The following is an 18973-nucleotide window of genomic DNA, read 5'->3' as shown; positions in this document are numbered from 1 at the left end:
CGATCACTTAGACCAAACTACCCGGTTGATATAGTCCGTGTAGGATATGATGATTCGCACTACTTTTTCAGAGACATTAGGCATGCTGTAATCGGCAACGGGCCTAAAATTGCGCTCTGGAGCTCGTTTTTGAACACTTAAAGCTGCCAACCCTTGCAAAATTCGCTCCGGCTGCAAACCAACCATCATTACGGATGCTTCTTCCATAGCCTCAGGGCGCTCGTGCGCTTCACGAATGTTCAAGGCGTGAAAGTTTAAAATGGAAGACTCTTCAGAGATCGTTCCACTATCTGATAGCACCGCAAAGGAGTTTACCTGTAAGGCATTGTAGTCACTAAACCCTAAGGGCTTTAAAAACTGAATGTTCTTGTGCGCCTTAACCTCTTTAGCCTCTAGCATATTGCGGGTTCTCGGGTGGGTTGATACAATTACCGGGTAATCGTATTGCTCTGCGATGGTATTCAAAGAAGTGATCAGTCCTTCAAAATTCCTTGGATTGCTGATGTTTTCCTCACGGTGTGCAGAAACCACGAAGTATTCGTGTTTCTTAAGTTCCAATCGATCTAAAACATCAGAAGCCGCTATTTTGGCCTCAAATTGATTCAGAACCTCAAACATGGGGCTTCCCGTCTTGATGACACGATCTGGAGACAATCCCTCACGCAACAAATACTCTCTGGCAATATCACTGTAGGTCATGTTAATATCGGCAACATGATCTACGATCTTTCTGTTGGTTTCTTCTGGAACGCGCTGATCAAAACAACGGTTACCGGCTTCCATGTGGAATACAGGGATCTTACGCTTTTTCGCTGGAATTGCACAAAGGCAAGAGTTCGTATCACCCAAGACTAAAAAGGCGTCGGGCTGAATTTCTTCTAAAAGTGGGTCTATCCCAATTAAAATTCGTCCAACAGTTTCTGTGGCGTTCTTTCCGGCAGCTCCTAAAAAGTGATCCGGCTTTCTAATGCCTAAATCCTCAAAGAAGATCTCGTTGAGTTCGTAATCGTAATTTTGACCAGTATGCACCAAGATGTGTTCTATGGCGGGATTGGCATCTAAGGCTTTCATTACACAGGCAAGCCTGATGATCTCTGGCCTTGTGCCTACTACGGTTACTACTTTGAGCTGCTTCATCGCTGTTGGTTTTTCTGTGGCAAAAATAGCGGTTAATCTTTACAATTTGTAGCAATTAATCTACAGATTCGAAATAGGTATCTGGGTCTGCCGGATCATAGGGTTCATTGATCCAAAACAGGGTGATCAATTCCTCATCACCTATATTGGTGATGTTGTGAGTGTACCAAATAGGCATGTCTACATAAGCAGGCTCGCTGCCATCGAGAATATACTCATAGACCTTATCGGTATTAACTTTTCTCAGTTTGATGGACGCCTTACCACTGATCACAGCAAAACGCTCCACTTTACGCGTGTGGTAGTGGTTTCCGCGAGTGATTCCAGGCACTGTGGTGGAATACGAAGATTGTCCTGATGTCCCAGCACGCATGATCTCTACAAATGCTCCGCGATTGTCTGTGTGCTTCACAAACTTTCTAGGAAAATAGTCCTTAGGTATGTAAGATGTAAAAGTGTTGAATAGGTCAATATCAAAAGCCTGACTAATATCAGGGACTTGACCTTGTTCCACATAGCTTGTCTTGAAGTGCTCTAGCTTTTGTAATACTTCGGTCACCTTGGCTTTATACGGAGCTTCAATGGCTTTAAAGACCACACCTGACTCCTCGCTTATGATGGCCGCATAAAAATGTGCTACCAAAGCATTTACGTAGATCAAAGAAACTTCAGCATCTTGATGCACTTCTGGAGCGCCACCAGTATTCAAAAGGTGACAAAAGGTCGCTATAAATGAATTGTAGAAGGGCTTTCCAAAAGGTCCAAAGACATTCGGGATCAATAGTGAGGTCACGCTGCCTCCCTCCTCTTGGGCCCAGGTTTCTAGGAGTTGTCTACCGTCGCGTTTGGACTGTCCGTAGAGATTGTCCTGCTCTTCTTGCGTGGAAGAACTAAAAATGATCTTTGGTGTTACTGCAGCGGATTTACAGGCATCGATCAACTTTTGAACAAGACCGACATTAGTATCATAAATGACCTGCGGATCTTCGTGTCGATTCATCGCAGCTATGTGAACGATCACATCACAGCTCGCTACCCAATCTGTAAGAGCCTCCGGGTTATCAAACATATCACGCTGAAAATCGCTACGACTTACTTGCTCCGCTTTGGTTCCTAAGAAGTTGTACAGATGCTGCCCAATGAAACCGGCTTGCCCGGTAATACCAACTCGAATCATAATATTTACTGATTAGCAACGTCTTCTCTTATGAACTCCAATTTGAGTAACAACTGCTTCATGCCCTCAACATCCAGACGATCTGTATTGTGCGAATGATAATCCTCCACTTTACTCATATCAACCTCTCCTTTAGAGAAATAGTTGGCGTAGTTGAGATCACGATTGTCTGCCGGAATGCGGTAATATTCCCCAAGATCCTCTGCCTTGATCACCTCTTCTCGGGTAAGCAGCGATTCGTAGAGTTTTTCTCCGTGACGCGTTCCAATAACCTTGATCTCTGAATCACTTTTATAAAGTTCCTTAACCGCCTTGGCCAATACTTCTATGGTAGCTGCTGGAGCCTTTTGTACAAACATATCTCCAGGACGCGCATTGTTGAATGCAAAGAGCACAAGGTCTACTGCATCTTCTAAGGTCATCATAAAACGGGTCATGTTGGGATCGGTAAGGGTCAAAGGAGCGCCCTGCTGGATCTGCTCCACAAATAATGGAATCACAGAACCTCTTGACGCCATTACGTTTCCGTAGCGCGTTCCACTGATCACGGTATTACCCGCATTTCTGGATTTTGCTACCAAAACCTTTTCCATCATGGCTTTAGAAATTCCCATGGCGTTGATCGGGTAAACTGCCTTATCGGTACTCAACACTACCACGTTAGCTACATTGTTAGAAATAGCTGCCTCTAATACATTCTCTGTACCCAAGACATTGGTCTTTACAGCTTCAACCGGGAAAAACTCACAAGATGGAACTTGCTTTAAAGCTGCCGCATGGAACACATAATCCACACCGCGCATGGCGTTGAAAACAGCAGTGTAATCGCGTACGTCACCAATGTAGAATTTGACCTTTGGATTGGACAACTTTCTTCTGAGATCGTCTTGCTTTTTTTCATCACGTGAAAAAATACGGATCTCCGAGAAATGATCTGTGTCCAGAAATCTCGCCAATACGGCGTTTCCGAATGATCCGGTTCCTCCGGTGATGAGTAGTTTTTTATTCTTGAGTTTCATGGTCTAAAACTGTTTTTACCGCCCTTACAATATTGGTATTGGACTCGGTGTATATGTTGTTATAGTAATTTACAAGTTCTTTGTGTTGCTGATCGTAACCAGCATCGGTCATTTCTAGCACTTCTGTAATCCGTTGTCTCCACTGCTTTCCTTTAAGAGGCAAAAGCGTCTTGGGCACTGAGGCATTTACCTTTTCCCAAGGTAAGCCGGTGCTTGCCAAGACCAATTTTCCAGCTTCAATGGCTTCAAAAAAAACATGGCAAAAGCTTTCAGATCGCGACGGAATGATCACCAGATCCACTCCCGCAGATTTCTTTGCGAAATTAAAATTATTGTAGGTATCGTGAAAACCTACGCGCGCTTTTAATTGCAGTTTTTCAATCAGCGCCATTAACTTTTGCTGATAGATGGGATCCACAATGGTTCCGTGTATTTCCAATCGCACCTCTTTGGGAAGTTTTGGCAATTGTTTGATCACAAATTCAATGTTCTTAATTGGGGACACTCTCCCAAAATATCCAAGCACAAATTCTTCTCTGCCAGCAGGACGCTGAGCAGCTTGGATCGTTCCAGAAATAGGATTGTTGAAGATCAATTCTGGATATCCTTCAAAAAGAGCCAAAGAGGCCGCCTTTTCTTGAGTATTGGCATAATGGATCCACACCTTGTTCTTCAGACTCTTCAAATAAAGGGTCAAAAGCTTTAAGTAAAGACGCTTTTTAAGGTTTAAAGCGCCTTTGAGCAGTTGCCCTCTAGGACTGACAATGACCTTAAGGTCTGGACGTTTGCGAAGCGCCAGCAGCGGCTTAACGGTAAAATTCCAGTTGTACAAGGTGTTCAGCCAAATGACTGTTCCGCCTTCAAACCTCTTTTTTAGATCGGCTGCGGACACCCCATCCATATAATCCACCTTGGGATTTATTGCTGTATTGCTCTGTTGAGCTCCCAGTGGATCTGTCAAAGCCAAAACCTTATAAGGAATCTCATGAGACTCCAGAAGAGAGCAAATTCCAACCAAGGACTTATTGGGTCCGTCTTGAACAGAAACTGATCGAATTTGTGGAGTAACAACAATTACCATTAGTGCATCTAATGCTGGAATTTTAGGGCTTTCCCAGCGCTGGCAAAGAAACTAAATATTTAGCAATTACAGGCTATAATTCGGCATATAGCGCGCTGTATTGCTGCGCAATGTGCTCATAGGAAAACTGGTCCAGACGTTCATAAGCCGATACTCGTTTTTCACGACTGTAACCTTCTTTGATAAATTGGAGGATTGCCGCACGGATCGCAGCAGTATCTAAAGGATCTACCAAGAAAGCCTCTGGCGCAAGATCCTTCATGGGTGAACGATTGGAGGTCAATATGGGCAAACCGTTTGCTTGAGCTTCCAAAATAGGCAAGCCAAATCCTTCCTCTAATGAGGCAAAATACAGCAGATCTGCCTGCTGATAAAGCTCTTGTAACTGCTCAGAACTTATTGTAGACAAAACCCGAGCGCGAGCCGTCAATCCACAAGCCTTTAGCTTTTCTTCTAAACCATGGGGGCGCGCGTGAACCAAGGTCAGTTTTACTTCTAATTCGCGGCAAGCCTCTAAAAGACGATCGTAGTTTTTCAACGCTTTACCCCCTATTTGCAGAATGTGTATAGGCTTGGATGGCGTTCGGTTTAAGGCGATCTCAGGAGCCGCAAGCGGAACCGTCAAAGGATTGTTTATCACAACGGCTTTATCCGTTGCGGATGGGAACAACTGTTGCAAGTCGGATTTTGTCGCCTTAGAAACCACAACAACCTTGGTTGCATAGCGCAAAGGCAATTGATAGTAAAGCCAACGATAGACCGCTGATTTTTTCTCAGCCTTTAAATAATAAAAATCATGAATGGTCAATACCCGTTTCTGAAATGGAAAGGCCATGATCATATAATTGACTCCTCCGGTCACATGAATGATCTGCCCTCGCACAAATAGGCTCCGCAGAAAATATTTTACAAAATTGAAAAGATCAAAATTGTGATTTAGGCTTATGGTTTTAAAATCGAATTGAGTCTGCTTGGACTGCCTCCAAAAGTTGAGCAAACCGCGATAAATCGATTCAATGCTGAAATTGCCTGGGTTCGCTTTTCTAAAGACCAGATATACCGGTTGCTTACCCATTCTTATTCTTTTTTGCAATGAGTCCTAAAAAGGCATATTTGCGCTGTAAAAGGCGCAGCACAGCTGGCGACATTTGTCGGTATTGCCACAACAATAGTAGGAAAACCAATACGATGATCCCTAGCAGCACCCATATGGGTGGCTCACGGAATTCGATGAAATAAAACAAGACACTCAGCCCAATAAGCAGCGGGTTGAGCCAAAGCATCCCGACCTTTTTGAAATCCGCAGAAAGCTCCTTAGAACACCAATAGGGCAACCAAATGATACTTTTAAAGAACTCTGCTATTCCCAGGGCCAGAATAACCCCTTTAATGCTCATCGTATAAAAGACGTAAATACCAATGAGGATCATGGCCGTGCGAATAAAAGAGGTCTGAAAGACCAAATTGGTCCTGTTGATCCCTCGTAAAAAGGCGTCCATAATACTGCCGACGTTTTGGGTGATCATTACCAAGATCAAGCCGTAATACACCAGAGGCCTAAAGGTCAATCTGCCGTTGGTCCAGATCTCAAAAATGGGTTCAATCAACCAAATGGACAGCATGAAACCAATGATCAGAATACCTCCTGTGATCAACCAATACGAACCAATGACTTGCAATAAACGTTCTTTTTGCTGCTTCGCATACAGATTGATCAGTTCTGGAGTTATGGGGCTTAAGAAAATATCTGATACTTTGGTTCCGAAGTTTACCAAGGTTCGGATAGCGATGAATAAGGGCAAGAAAGTAGAGCCTAATAGCACCGAGATCAAAAGAACAACCCCGTCAGAAGCAGTCCTATCAAGCAGCGAACTACCTATGTAGGGCAAAGATTTCTTGTAGTTCTGCCAACCCAAGGCCAGACTGCCCTTTTGCCACCACGGAAAATATTCTGGCAGTAGTTTTCTGAGGTAAAAAAGAATCCCCAGGGAATAACAACTCTTAAAGATCAACCACAGGAGCGCCATATTGATCAGTGAAATACCGTAAACCGCTGCGGCCACCAAAACCGTAAACTCTATAAGGCGTTCAAAGATGGAGAACTGATAGGATTTATAGATGTACCCAAAAGGATTTAGGATCTTAACTAAAAGGCCTCTATAGGAACCAATAAGTAGGCGATAAAGGAATAGTATGAATAAAATGATGGCAATGTCACCATCGGGCATGTCATTGGTTATGAAAAAACTAAAAGCCCCCAGCTTGTAAATGATTCCAATGACCGACATTTGAATGAGCCCCGATAGAAAATTAATTCTAAATGCGGAACCCAATAAGGATTTGGCTCCTTCCTTATCGGTATGAACCATCGCGTTGAAGGCATTACCCACAAAGGTGTTATGACCAAACTCCACAACCTGAACCAAATTGTATAAGGCATAAATGGCAATCCAGGTACCGTAAGTCTCTTTGTCCCAGAACCGAATCAGTAAGGGAATAAGCAACATAGAATACAAGGTGAATCCTACTGTTTGGAGGGCCTTATAACTTATGGATTTGTTTAACTTCTCTGTCACTTATGATAATATCAGGCAGAAATTGGTCAGTTCTAATTGAAAATTAAGACTAATTCCTGAAAAACCGAATTAAATTTTATCAAAGGCCGTAAATCACAACGTTCTTCGATAAAAACGAACATTTAATCTTCGTAAAATGCTCTTTCCAGACCAAAAAAGTCCAGCAACCTCTCTTGATACAATTCAAGAAGGTGTTCTTGTTCTGCGGTTGATACCGGAGCGCTTTTTTTCACACTGTTGTGGGGAAGTTGCAGTGCGTCTGTAGAAAGGTCAAAACGATCGCTGAGTTCCTGAATTGCTTCAGGCAGTTGTTCCATTTTATAGACCTTGTCCACTAAAATCGATCCGGAGGAATCAGCATAAGCCAAACTTCCTAGGATTTTGCGAAAATAGTTTTTTTCTATATAATCCAATGGGTTTTTACAGGCTCCCTGCATCTTTAACCATTGGTAATGAGAGATCAGTTTAGCTTCTGGAGCGCGTTCTACACAGAAGGTGAAGTAGTTATCCCAAATGCTGGGCCCTAATCGCTCCTGAATTAATTTTGCGCTTTGGTGATTTTTATACGCTAGTCTACTTCCCTTTTTTATCATTCTGAAGTAATCCTGCACTGTGTATTGCCCCCATGGAAGGCGATAATTTTGAGCAGATCTACCACTAAGCTGCCTGCGCAGGTTCTCATCTTCACCAGATAACGGGGTTAAGACATCATCCGGTCCGCAAATGGAGCTCAGGGCAATTTCCAAGGCCGTACCCGCTGTTTTACGGGTTTTAATGAAGACGAATTTATGTTTATGTGAAATGATCAAAGCGCAGCTAAAATTGATAATTCAACAATCTGATGTCTCGCTCATAAAGACGATGCACCTGTGCTAGTGTCTTGGCCGAATAATGATCGCGATAATCACGCACTCGCGGCGGCCGTTGGCCTTGATATAGCAAAGACGGATGTTTTAGATAAAGCTTGAAAGTCTTTACTGACAGCCATTTTTCTTTAGACTTATTGTGATGCGGTAACATTCCCTGCGGCAGTGATAAACGCGCTAAAATCGTATCAAAGTCTTGCTGCAAGTTTTCCATGCGACCAACAAAATCACAAAGCAAGTGGTCATTTTCATCATAGATAAAATCTACCTGTGGCTTAAAAAACCAATTTTCATGCGCTAAGTAGTACTCCAAATAACGATCCACAAAGACCGCAAAACTGCAGACACTGGAAAATCCGCGAAAGCGATACAAGGAAACCAATCGTTCCCATGGGTTACGAACAAAACTGAATTTGAAATAACTCTCAAAGTCTTGGCTATCTATATGGCCTAGCGCTACGTGCTCTTTTGCAGTCAAATGCGCCAATCTCCTCGGCCCTTCTTGATTGGTATTGATCCCCAGCAAATACTTGGAATTATCCTCCGTTCGATCCCTACCCATTGTATTGAGAAAATAGTCCTCCACGGATTGACCCGCCGTTTTTGGAATGTGGATAAATAGGCCTTTATGTTCTGGGATCAGCATTAGAACTCGTAATTAAATGTTTTTAAATCACTCGCGAATTCCTGCTGAATAACTTCTTGCGTGAATTGATCGTAATACGTTCTGTAATGTGCATGATCGGAGCGTTTTTTCCACTCCAAGCCTTGGTTGCCGTATTTTTCAAGCAAAGGTTGAACCTGCTCCTGCAAGTGTTCAAAACGGATATAATTGATCTCTTTGAAACGTTCTGACTGCACCCATTCTGTCTGTGGAATGAACATGAGTTCCCGATCTCTATACGCTGGGTCTTTACGTTCAAAGGCTGCTTCTACCCAATCCCGAAAACTCAATGGATTTGTGGCTAGATTGTTCTGATTGGTCTGTTTACGATAGCTGTACTGAGAAACAACCTTATCAAAGGGATTGCGAATCACTGTATACACAGGAACTTCACGAGGTAGCAGTTCTTTGAATCGGTTTTGATAAGCCAATTCTAATTCATTCAAAGTATAATGACCTGCAGTGATCCCAAGACTTTGCGCTATAGATGAACCCGCCGTTTTGTTGATATGGATAAAAACGGGCTTCTTGTCTTGACGAATATCATCTAAGTATCGATTCAGAAGTCTTTTACGAATCCGTGGTAAATACAAGCGTTGATATAGTGCTGAATCACGAAAGTTCATAGCCCAATTTAACGATTAATGGCTTACAAAGCTCTTCATAGGTTTCCAGATCATTAGAAGTCAAAGCGCTCCAATCCAAGGTCTCTCCACGCATCCCAGAGTTTGATTGGTTGAGATGCGGAAAATCGGGAATTTCCGTTTGATGTTCTAGACCAATGGCATTCAAGAATTCCTCTTGCACAGGTCTATTCTTAATAAGGGCTTCACTTCTAAAATAAGTGTATTGCTCCTTTAGAACGTACTGATGCACCTGCGTATAGTACCAACAGAGTTTTTGAAACCGACTGGACTCTTTCCACTGTTTATACATATCATCATTGGGCTCTGGGAGTTTCTGAAATGAGGTATCCGCAGTCGTAAAAAGCTTGCGCCGATATACACTTTCTAAATAAGTCCTCGGGTGTCTGACCAAAAAGAGCTTGATCCAGCCCAGGTCTTTCAAGAAATCTCGATCTGCAAAACGAAAGTATGGATTGACTTCCACATAGATTTCTTCTGCTGACTGCTCACTCAAAGCGTCGCGCTGAGATAAATACTGCTGCGTAAATTCAGTGTAAGCCTTGAACTGTGATAAGTACAAAAAAAAGGGATCTTCTTTGCCTCTTTCGTGATACGCCTGTACTCCAGAGATTTGATTTAACCATTGAGTAAGACTCAAAGTAGCCGTTCTGCCAATAGATGTGATGAGTACTTTTTTACTCAAGCTAGTTGTCTTTAAAATACAGATATCGCCCCAGAGCAGCGATTTGATGACCTTGAGTCCCCATGATCTCAAAATTGGTCAAAAGTCCAGATAAAGCTTCTAAATGACGCTGTTCTGCCGGGTTCAACTCCGGAAACTTTGAAGCTAAAAGTACAACTTCTAAAGCAAAAGGACTTTTTACGGTTTGGGTATCAAGCTCCGGGTGTTTGAGCAGATCTCCTTTTGCAGAGGTGATCTGAGCTAGCAAATAATTAAGCGCTCGGTAAGCAGATCTTTGTAATTGTAATTCTCGTTTAGTATCGTAAAGCTTCATTTTACTTTGAGCCAAGTACAAACTAGAAATACCCCTTGTTATGATGGCGTGATAATAAACATGCTTATTGTGAAAATCCGGCCAATTACCGGTCTTGGTCTGTTGCTTTTCTATGTGGCGGAAAAACTCCCAGGCTTTCTCAGCATAGACCACTCGATTTTGAGCGTCCGGATTGAGGGTAATAAAGTTACTCAGAGCCCAAAGGGTAAATCCATTGAAGTTGGTATTGGCCTGTGGTTTGCTTTTGAGCAAATAGTCACAAAAACGTTTAGCGGCCTGGTAATAGGCATTCTTGCGTTGAGGATCAGTGGCTCGCAGATATCCATCGCGCAGGGCGATCATCACTATGCTGCCTTCATACATGGTGGACCCCGCATCTTTCACTGGAGTATCACAGGGTTGCGCAGGATACCAGTAGAACGCACCGTCTTCTTGTTGCGTGCTGATCAACCAGTCTAATGCATTCAAGGCCTTTTGATGCATATAACTCTCAGGTGGGTATAAAGATCTACTGTTTAAAATAGCCGAAGCAATATTGGCAGTTAGCCTTAGTTGAGGATGGCAGTTGGCCTCCCGCAGTGTCCATAAACTATCCTTTAGCCTGCTGTTGTTGGCTTTGTTGAGCATCTCATAGTTGGCAACAGCTTCTTGCAATCGCCCTTGTTGATTAGAAACAATTTGCACAAAAGGTGAAAACGGAACCTGATCAATGGCATAATCTTTTGTGAGGTTTGAATCCGTGATCTGATCATCACCTGCTTGTTTGAGATTCAGGTCATCTACCCAGACCTTTCCATTACCCTTAAAATAGACCGCAGTTCCAAGGTGAGAGACCTCTTTAGGAACTTCAAAGCTGTAGCGCAGCTCATACCATTCTTCTGGCCTTTTTGGGTCGAACTCAGCACTGCGTTTGGAGTCTATTTGCGCCAGTGGCCGAATCTCCTGGGCACCATCAAAGAACAAAGCCTGCAAATAAACAGCACTTCCCTTACTTTGGTGAAATGCGGCGTCCATTCGATAATGAACCGAAAACTCATAAACCTCCCCTGGGTTGACCTTTAAGTAGTTGGGGTTTTTTCCATTCTGATCGTAGCATCCGTAAAAGTATCCCGTTGCGTTTTCTTTACCCAAAGTATTGAAAACCCCTGCCCCTAGGCTTTCATTCCCGACGGTCTTATCTATCCCGTGATAAGCCAATGTGGTGGCGCGTGCTCGGTAATTTGCGGGTAGACTGGGATTGGTTGAAGTTTCTAGATCAAAACTGGCATTGGGAACCTCTTGGGCCAAACCAACAACCGCGTTCATCAATAGAAATAAAGCAAACCACAGCCTTAAACGCATACTAGGGTGTTAAATATTTATCATAAACCTTCGCGATATCACCCAATACCTTAGTGTACTCATAAGTACTGGTATACAGACTTCTGTTCTTGTTGTTCAGCACGGGTTTCTTTAGATCGGCAAAAGCCTCAACACTGTTATAGGCAAGGCATAAATTGGGCCACTCTGGACCACAGTTCTCCTTTAAGGCGGTCATTCCTTCTGCACAGATATATGGCGTGTTGCTCATTAGGGAGTCGTAAAACTTTGTAGGTTGGATCAACCTGTAGTTCTCAAGAGCAGCATTATACATGATCAAACAATAATCACACTCCAACATAAGTTCAATCACCCGTTGATGGGAGAGTTTTCCGTGATAGACAAAACGAGGATCCTCTAAGAGCGATTGATCAAACTGATTAGAAATGAAATTGGCCGCAATGTGCAGCTCTAAATGCTGATAAGTCTTTACGGCCTCAATGATGGCCTTAATGTTTCTATCATTAGACAGATAACCTGCATAGAACAGGCGAATATTCTTCCCAGTGTCTGGACGATTAATTTCTTGGCCAGCCAAAAAATCAGTCACGGTATTGGGAATAGCAGTATACTTATCTGCTTGCGTGTTGAAATACACAAACCCATTGCGATCGGGAAAAATGATCTGTTTGCAGATTCGTGCAATTCTGCGATCGGCCCAAATGGAGAACCTTTTGGTCAGTGGGCTCAGGGAAAAACTCCATCCGAAGTAATCTCGACAATCATAGAAAAGATCAATCCGTTTGGGATAAAAGATTTTATAGATCAGAATTGGCGTCCAACTGTGAAACGAAAAATTATGTACATAACGGGGTGCAATGCTCAAGAGCTTGCTAAGAATGAACCAAAACCACCCAAGCATTCCTAAAGCACCGCGTTTCTTGGTAAAATTCAAATAGGTAATTCCATCTTCCGATTTTGACTGCTCGTCATTGAGCCATTGAATCACATAAATCTTCACCGAAGGATCATCCAACAATTGACTCGCCTCCACGATTCGACTAAAGGCAGGCGTTACGTAGATATCTCCCGGTCTTATGTAAACGATCTTTTTCAAATCTTGACTTTCTTGATGAAATAAAGCAGTATAAACAATAAGCCTCCGTTAAGAATAGGAAAGCTCAAAGAACCTGTTGCCCATGTAGCCAAACCAAAATACAAAAAGGAATACACAAAAAGGTCTAGGAATCCTTTATAACGCGACCTAAAATAGCTGTATAAGCCTTGTAAAAAGCCTAGGAATAAAATTGGAAAAACCACCACTCCAAAATAACCAAAGTTGTAGAACACACTCACCATCAGTGTCGGTGGAGAGGTTCCCCGGGTAGAGCCGTATCTATAGGCGAATACCTTATTGGCTAAGTTAATGTGGGTGGATTGTCCAGGAAGGAACTGTTCCAAACTCATCAGCCAGTCATAGCCATAAGTGATCTCTTCATAAGTTAAAATATACTGATAGGCAATCAGACCCGCGCGCTGATTGGTCACAAAGAATCGTTCCATGGACACCTCAACTAAGAGTAGATAATCATCTAGTGAATTGAGGCCTTGAAGTTTTGCGCGGCTCAGAAAAAAGGTAGCGACCACAAAAAGGACAAAAAAGCCAACTCCGCCGTATAAGCCGATGCGATAGGTTCTTTTCTTACCCAGAAAATGGTAGCAATACACCACACCAAATAAGATAGACAAGACAAGCGCACCGCGTTGTCCTGTTCCTAATATAAAGATCAAATAAGCTACCAATGCGCCAGCGATAAACCATTTAGGACGGCGCTTATATCCTTTGATGTGCAAAAACAAGAGGGCGTAAAAGGAAGCCGGTAATAAGAAGTTCTTAAAGAGGTTAAAAAATCCTGGGGCATAATAATTCTGACCCGCATAGAATTCCAAACGACGACTACCGACGAAATCTAAAGTAGACCCCAGACTGACCAAAGACTTAATATTCTGCACAAATAAATTACCTCCAGCGAGCGTAAAATATATGGAACACATAATGATGGAAACATAAAAGGAAATGTAGACAAACCGAATATGAACATCTGTGATCTGTACTTTAAAATCTTCCTTATCCTTAGGTAATAAGAGCGCCGTGAGATAGGTGACCAAAGCAAAAACGGCATACATCCGCAGGTGGCTCACCTCTACTTCACGGGTAAAATCTGTAATGTAGATGGTTCCAAAATAGAAAAGCACCTGAAACAACATCCAAACCTTAACCGGATGATAGAGTGAAAAACGTCTGGAGACGTTTAACAAAATAAGGCCATTGATGATATGAAGTAGAACTTCTAGGTTCATTCTTTTCTATAAAACACGAGCAAAAGTACGAAAACCAAGTACCCGAGGAAAAGGCAAGAGGAAAGCAATAAGATAAAACTATCAAAATCGAAATCAAAAAACCATCCAATTGCAAAGGATAAAAGCACCAATCCAAAGCGGATAGCGTCCCACATCAGGTTGACACTGAAGCGACCAATGATATTGAAATAGTTACTTACAGGCACTACAATGAGTAAACTGCAGTAGTACAGTAAGCTCAATTTGATGATCTGACTGACGCGCTCATAACTCTCATCCAAGAAGATGTCAATAGCCCAATCGATCAAAAGATAAACTCCAGCTCCAAAAACCAAACCAGCGACAAGCAATAATCTGAATTGTTTAAAAAGGTAAGTTCTCGCACGAGCTACACCTGACTTTAAAAAGAGCTCACTCAAAGAATTGTTTAGTACATCACCCAGGGCTTTAGTGATAAAACTCAAGGGTACGGCCATGATCTTGCGCGCGACAAAATAAAGTCCTAAAAGTTCATTATTGTATAAAAACCCTATGCCCAACGGGATGATCTCATTGGTAGAGACATTCATCAGTTTTGCAGGCCCTGTGAGCATCATTTCTCGATAAGCTCCCTTTAAAGAGGTCTTGTATTGGGTAAAACTTTGCAGTGATGTAAGTCTTTTGAGTCCCGCCATTGAAAAAATGGATCCGATCAACGCACTCAACTCAGAAACCACTAGTCCGATAGGCACAAATAAGGCAGAAAAAAACGCAATGAGCGGCACCAGACCTTGGTTGATCCCACGTACTACTTCTGATACGGCGATTTGATTGAACTTCTTATCTGCAACATTATACATTCGGTTTACCTCATACAAACAGGTCAGCAAGGCAAAAAACGGAATGAGTAAATACTGTTTGGGTAGATCCAACCCAAAGACAATTAAAAAGGTGACGGCTGCAGATAATAAAAAGAGCCTGTACACATGTGCGTTCAAGAATTTGAGAAGGTCAAAGCGGTTCTCGTTGTCTACATTCAAAAACTTCAACTCGTAGCGCATGGAGAAAATGACTCCTAAAATTCTTCCAAAACTCAAGATAAATGCGAGTATACCAAAAAGATAAGGATCGTATAAACGGGTGATGAAGGGTGTACAAATCAGCACCAAGCCCTTACTGAGAACTATACTCCCAATAAGCAAGAAAACATTCTTGGTGTTTGTATTTTTTAAAGGAAACTTCATTCACTATGATCTACCTCCAAAAAATATGAAGGGTACAAAACTTACTTAAAGCAATTCAAGCAGCTGGCGGGGGCTCACAACTGAATTCCCCCCAATCTAAAGTCAAACCGGTTAGGCTTAAGCTTCAAAGAAATCTTTTAGACAGCTTACCGTATAATCCACTTGCTCATCCGTCATTTCTGGATAGATCGGCAAGGATAATTCTTGCTCTTGATGCGCTTTAGCCATTGCGTATTGGCTCTTATCCAAGTTCAAGTAATCATATGCTGGCATAAAAGGCATGGCATTCGGATAGTGAATTTGTGTGTTCACTCCGCGGCCTTTTAAATATTCCTTCAATTCATCACGTCTGGCTGTTCTAATGGCATAAACGTGATAGGTATGCTTTCCGTTAGCTCTCAATTTAGGTGTTACCAAATCTCCTACTCCTTGTAAAGCAGCATCATAACGTGCAGCAATACGTTGTCTAGAGGCAGTCCAATCTAGAATATACTTCAGCTTTACATTTAAAACTGCTGCCTGGATGGTGTCTAACCTACTGTTAATTCCTTCAATGATGTGGTGGTGCTTTACCAAGGCTCCGTGCTTGGCGTACATGGTGCATTTTTCGGCCAGATCTCCATCATTGGTAATGATGCATCCGGAGTCTCCATAGGCACCTAAATTCTTTCCAGGATAGAAACTGAAAGTAGCAGCGTCTCCATAAAGCCCGGCGCGTTTTCCATCAATCTCTGAGAAGTGTGACTGCGCGCAGTCTTCAATTACCTTGAGGTTGTGCTTCTTTGCGATCTCCATGATGGCTGGCATGTCTGCCATTTGCCCGTAAAGGTGAACGGGAATGATCGCCTTGGTGTTTGGTGTAATGGCCGCTTCTATCTTTGAAGTATCAATGGTGTAATAATCATCAATGTCAACAAAAACGGGCTTCGCGCCAGTTTGAGTGATGGTCTCAGACGTACTGATCCAAGAAGAAGCTGTGGTGATCACTTCATCTCCTGCTCCTATACCCATCATTTTCATCACGATAAAAATGGCATCGGTACCGTTCGCGCAAGGAACACAATGATCCACGCCGTAAAGCTCTTCAAAACCACGCTTAAAATCATCCACAGGCTTACCACCAATGAACATGGTGTTTTCTAATACATAGTCGATGCCTTCCTTAACCTCATCCTTAATGGTTAAGTACTGGGCCTTTAAGTCTACAAAAGGTATGTTCATTGTTCAAAGTCTTTTAAAAATTTTGCGGGGTTACCGGCATATACTCCGGATTTGGTAATGTCTTTAGTTACCACGGCGCCTGCGCCTATAACTACTTTATCACAGATGGATACAGGCAAGATGGTCGCGTTGCTACCAATAGAAACGTTGTTTCCTATTTTGGTGGATTTCCAAAGGCTTTTGTCGCCCTGAGCAGGTCCGCCTTTGGCAAACAAATCGTTGATGAACATCACCCCGTGACCAATAAAACAACGGTCGCCAATATCCACCAACTCACAGATAAAACTGTGGGATTGGATCTTGGTTTGCGCACCGATGGTCACATCTTTTTGAATCTCTACAAAGGGACCAATGAAGGAGTTGTCTCCTATTTTACAGCCGTAGATATTGGACGGATGGACTACTTTGACATTTTCGCCAAAATCAACATCCTTGATGCCCGCTTCAAAAATTATGGGTTCGTTCTTGTTCATTTTATTCGAATGAGCGGTAGATCTTATCAATGATCTCCACGGTCTTTAATCCTTCAAAGGAACTGGTATTGATAGAACTTCCATTCTTCAATACATCAATGAGGTTTTCATAAACCTTGTCGTGGTTGGACATAGACCCGGTGTACTTTCCGTAGTTATTTGCGGAATTGCCTTCTGGAAGGTTTTCGATCTTATATCCCTCAATGTTTTGATACTCCATCTCATTGAGATACTGTCCACCGATCTTTACGGTACCTTTCTCTGCGAAGATGGTCAGTGAGCCTTCCATGTTCTGTCCATAGCTGTTCACGGTGTAGTTAATGGTTCCAATGGCTCCGTTGTAGAATTCCAAGGCCACTACTCCAGTATCTTCAAATTCAATAACACCTTCATGTGCATAGTTGTTGGACATTCCTTTGGCAGCTTTTACATCACCGATCATCCAATACAGCAAATCTACAAAGTGACTGAACTGGGTGTAAAGTGTTCCTCCGTCCAAGTCTTTAGTACCCTTCCAAGAGTTTTTATAGTAATCAAAGTTACGGTTCCAGAAACAACTCAATTGAACGCTGTAGATCTTTCCTAAAACACCTTGATCAATAAGCTTCTTTACTTCTGCTACCGGTGGATTGAAACGATTCTGCTTAATAGCAAACAGACGCTTGTTCATGGCCTCTGCGGTCTTGATCATCTCTCCACAGTCGTGTACATTGATAGCCATTGGCTTCTCACAAAGCACGTGATATCCACCTTTCAAACCTTGAATAGAGTGTTGTGCGTGCAGTCCGTTAGGAGAACAAATAGCAAGAACGTCAATATCGTCTTTGTGGTTCTCTATCAACTCTTCGATGGAATAGTAGGCTTTGGCGTCGTATTGACCTCCAAGGGTATCGGCCTTCTCTTTTACAATATCGCAGACTGCAACGAGTTTTCCATTATTTGAAATATGCTCGGCATGTCTGTTTGCGATTCGTCCGCATCCCACTAAACCAAATCTTATTTGTTCCATTATCCTTTAATTTTCACTAATTAGTTCGTTTATAATATAATCCCCAATCGCCAAAGAGGAGGTTGCTGCAGGAGATGGCGCATTGCGCACATGCATCACATTTCCTTGCCGTTTAATATCAAAATCATCCAGCAATTTGCCCTCACGATCACAAGCTTGGGCTCGTACACCAGCGCCTCCAGGCTCCAGATCACTCATCTTCACTTCTGGGATCAACCCCTGTAAAGCCTTAGTGAATTGACGCTTGGATAGCGATCGGTACATTTCTTTAGTACCCGTTTTACCATATTTCCCGACTATTTTCCAAAAACCTGGCCAACGCAAGGTGGCTGCGAGATCCTTTAGATTCACGTCAAAGAATTTATAGCCCTCACGCTTAAAAGCGAGTACAGCATTAGGACCAGCTTCAATTCCCCCCTCGATCATTCGTGTAAAATGTACACCGAGGAATGGGAAATTAGGATCCGGCACCGGATAGATCAAGTGTTTGACCAGGCCTTGGCTTTCCGGCTTAAGTTTGTAATATTCCCCGCGGAATGGAATGATCCGAAGATCTTCTTCTTCACTGGTCATATTAGAAACACGATCGGAAAACAAGCCCGCGCAAGAAACCACCTTTGTGGCGGTATAACTTTCGTTAGCGGTATCGACCCTTACCTGATCCCCAGCGGGAGTTATATTTTGTACTTGCTGCTCAAAAAGCAAGCTTCCGCCCTTCTCGCGGATCAATTCTTCCAGTTTAATACACATCCCTGGGTAATCTATGATTCCCGCTTGTGGCACGTGTATAGCTTTAATGCCTCGTACATGAGGTTCGATCTCTTTGATTTCTTCCGAGTTCAAAAAACGCAATCCTTCCAAACCATTTTCAACACCGCGTTGATAAATGGTATCTAACAAAGGCAGTTCCTCTTGCTTCACAGCCACAATGATCTTACCGCAAACCTCATGCTTGATGTTATGCTCCTGGGCAAACTCCAACAGCATTTTATAGCCTTTTCGGCAATTGATCGCCTTACTGCTTCCCGGTTTGTAATAAACCCCACTGTGAATTACACCGCTGTTATTCCCAGATTGGTGTTTACCCACCGCTTGTTCCTTTTCCAACACAAGCACCTTTTTATTGGGATACTTTTGCAAAAAGGTATAAGCTGAGGCCAATCCTACGATTCCAGCGCCAATGACCAGAAGGTCATAAGTTATATTTTCACTGTCTTGACTCAAG

At 42.7% G+C, this 18973-nt stretch carries 18 protein-coding genes; all 18 read right to left on the bottom strand.

What is annotated here, in order from left to right:
• Positions 1-3: 3 nt before the first annotated feature.
• Positions 4-1137, bottom strand: a complete 1134-nt coding sequence (wecB, locus tag POW22_RS14005) for a non-hydrolyzing UDP-N-acetylglucosamine 2-epimerase (protein ID WP_272833385.1) — start codon at positions 1135-1137, stop codon at positions 4-6.
• 55 nt (positions 1138-1192) lie between these two features.
• Positions 1193-2314 carry a polysaccharide biosynthesis C-terminal domain-containing protein gene (locus POW22_RS14000; RefSeq protein WP_272833384.1) on the bottom strand — a complete coding sequence of 374 codons (1122 nt, stop codon included), beginning with the start codon at positions 2312-2314 and terminating at the stop codon, positions 1193-1195.
• A gap of 5 nt (positions 2315-2319) precedes the next feature.
• Entirely contained in the window at positions 2320-3333 is a 1014-nt protein-coding gene (locus tag POW22_RS13995; protein ID WP_272833383.1) for a polysaccharide biosynthesis protein, read from the bottom strand.
• Positions 3317-4414 (bottom strand): glycosyltransferase, encoded by a 1098-nt coding sequence (locus tag POW22_RS13990; RefSeq protein ID WP_272833382.1) that lies wholly within the window; start codon positions 4412-4414, stop codon positions 3317-3319. The genes POW22_RS13995 and POW22_RS13990 overlap by 17 nt, the downstream gene beginning before the upstream one ends.
• Positions 4415-4487: 73 nt before the next feature.
• Positions 4488-5489 carry a glycosyltransferase family 4 protein gene (locus POW22_RS13985; RefSeq protein ID WP_272833381.1) on the bottom strand — a complete coding sequence of 334 codons (1002 nt, stop codon included), beginning with the start codon at positions 5487-5489 and terminating at the stop codon, positions 4488-4490.
• Positions 5482-6990 carry a lipopolysaccharide biosynthesis protein gene (locus POW22_RS13980; RefSeq protein ID WP_272833380.1) on the bottom strand — a complete coding sequence of 503 codons (1509 nt, stop codon included), beginning with the start codon at positions 6988-6990 and terminating at the stop codon, positions 5482-5484. The genes POW22_RS13985 and POW22_RS13980 overlap by 8 nt, the downstream gene beginning before the upstream one ends.
• A gap of 122 nt (positions 6991-7112) precedes the next feature.
• The gene (locus POW22_RS13975) at positions 7113-7736 is read right to left on the bottom strand and encodes a hypothetical protein (RefSeq protein ID WP_272833379.1); all 624 of its coding nucleotides are present in this window, start codon (positions 7734-7736) and stop codon (positions 7113-7115) included.
• A gap of 70 nt (positions 7737-7806) precedes the next feature.
• A complete protein-coding gene (locus tag POW22_RS13970; protein ID WP_272833378.1) occupies positions 7807-8502 on the bottom strand; it encodes a sulfotransferase family 2 domain-containing protein in 696 nt (231 codons plus the stop codon).
• Positions 8502-9146, bottom strand: coding sequence for a sulfotransferase family 2 domain-containing protein (locus POW22_RS13965; protein ID WP_272833377.1), 645 nt, complete (start codon positions 9144-9146; stop codon positions 8502-8504). The genes POW22_RS13970 and POW22_RS13965 overlap by 1 nt, the downstream gene beginning before the upstream one ends.
• Positions 9133-9849 carry a hypothetical protein gene (locus tag POW22_RS13960; protein ID WP_272833376.1) on the bottom strand — a complete coding sequence of 239 codons (717 nt, stop codon included), beginning with the start codon at positions 9847-9849 and terminating at the stop codon, positions 9133-9135. Before POW22_RS13960 ends, POW22_RS13965 begins: the two co-directional genes overlap by 14 nt.
• 1 nt (position 9850) lies before the next feature.
• Positions 9851-11503 carry a hypothetical protein gene (locus POW22_RS13955; protein ID WP_272833375.1) on the bottom strand — a complete coding sequence of 551 codons (1653 nt, stop codon included), beginning with the start codon at positions 11501-11503 and terminating at the stop codon, positions 9851-9853.
• A 1-nt stretch (position 11504) separates the two neighbouring features.
• Positions 11505-12578: a glycosyltransferase family protein gene (locus POW22_RS13950; RefSeq protein WP_272833374.1), complete on the bottom strand. Its 1074-nt coding sequence runs from the start codon at positions 12576-12578 to the stop codon at positions 11505-11507.
• The gene (locus tag POW22_RS13945; RefSeq protein WP_272833373.1) at positions 12575-13822 is read right to left on the bottom strand and encodes an O-antigen polymerase; all 1248 of its coding nucleotides are present in this window, start codon (positions 13820-13822) and stop codon (positions 12575-12577) included. The genes POW22_RS13950 and POW22_RS13945 overlap by 4 nt, the downstream gene beginning before the upstream one ends.
• Entirely contained in the window at positions 13819-15045 is a 1227-nt protein-coding gene (locus tag POW22_RS13940; protein ID WP_272833372.1) for a lipopolysaccharide biosynthesis protein, read from the bottom strand. The genes POW22_RS13945 and POW22_RS13940 overlap by 4 nt, the downstream gene beginning before the upstream one ends.
• 117 nt (positions 15046-15162) lie before the next feature.
• On the bottom strand, positions 15163-16266 hold the full coding sequence (locus POW22_RS13935) for a DegT/DnrJ/EryC1/StrS family aminotransferase (protein ID WP_272833371.1): 1104 nt from the start codon (positions 16264-16266) through the stop codon (positions 15163-15165).
• Entirely contained in the window at positions 16263-16739 is a 477-nt protein-coding gene (locus tag POW22_RS13930) for an acyltransferase (protein ID WP_272833370.1), read from the bottom strand. The genes POW22_RS13935 and POW22_RS13930 overlap by 4 nt, the downstream gene beginning before the upstream one ends.
• Before the next feature lies 1 nt (position 16740).
• A complete protein-coding gene (locus POW22_RS13925; RefSeq protein ID WP_272833369.1) occupies positions 16741-17748 on the bottom strand; it encodes a Gfo/Idh/MocA family protein in 1008 nt (335 codons plus the stop codon).
• 6 nt (positions 17749-17754) lie between these two features.
• The gene (lhgO, locus tag POW22_RS13920) at positions 17755-18972 is read right to left on the bottom strand and encodes an L-2-hydroxyglutarate oxidase (protein ID WP_272833368.1); all 1218 of its coding nucleotides are present in this window, start codon (positions 18970-18972) and stop codon (positions 17755-17757) included.
• Position 18973: the final 1 nt, after the last annotated feature.

The sequence above is a fragment of the Gilvibacter sediminis genome, from assembly GCF_028561565.1.
Lineage (GTDB): Bacteria > Bacteroidota > Bacteroidia > Flavobacteriales > Flavobacteriaceae > Gilvibacter > Gilvibacter sediminis.
The sequence above is the reverse complement of the archived record's forward strand: the minus strand, read 5'-3'. Positions and strand labels throughout refer to the sequence as shown.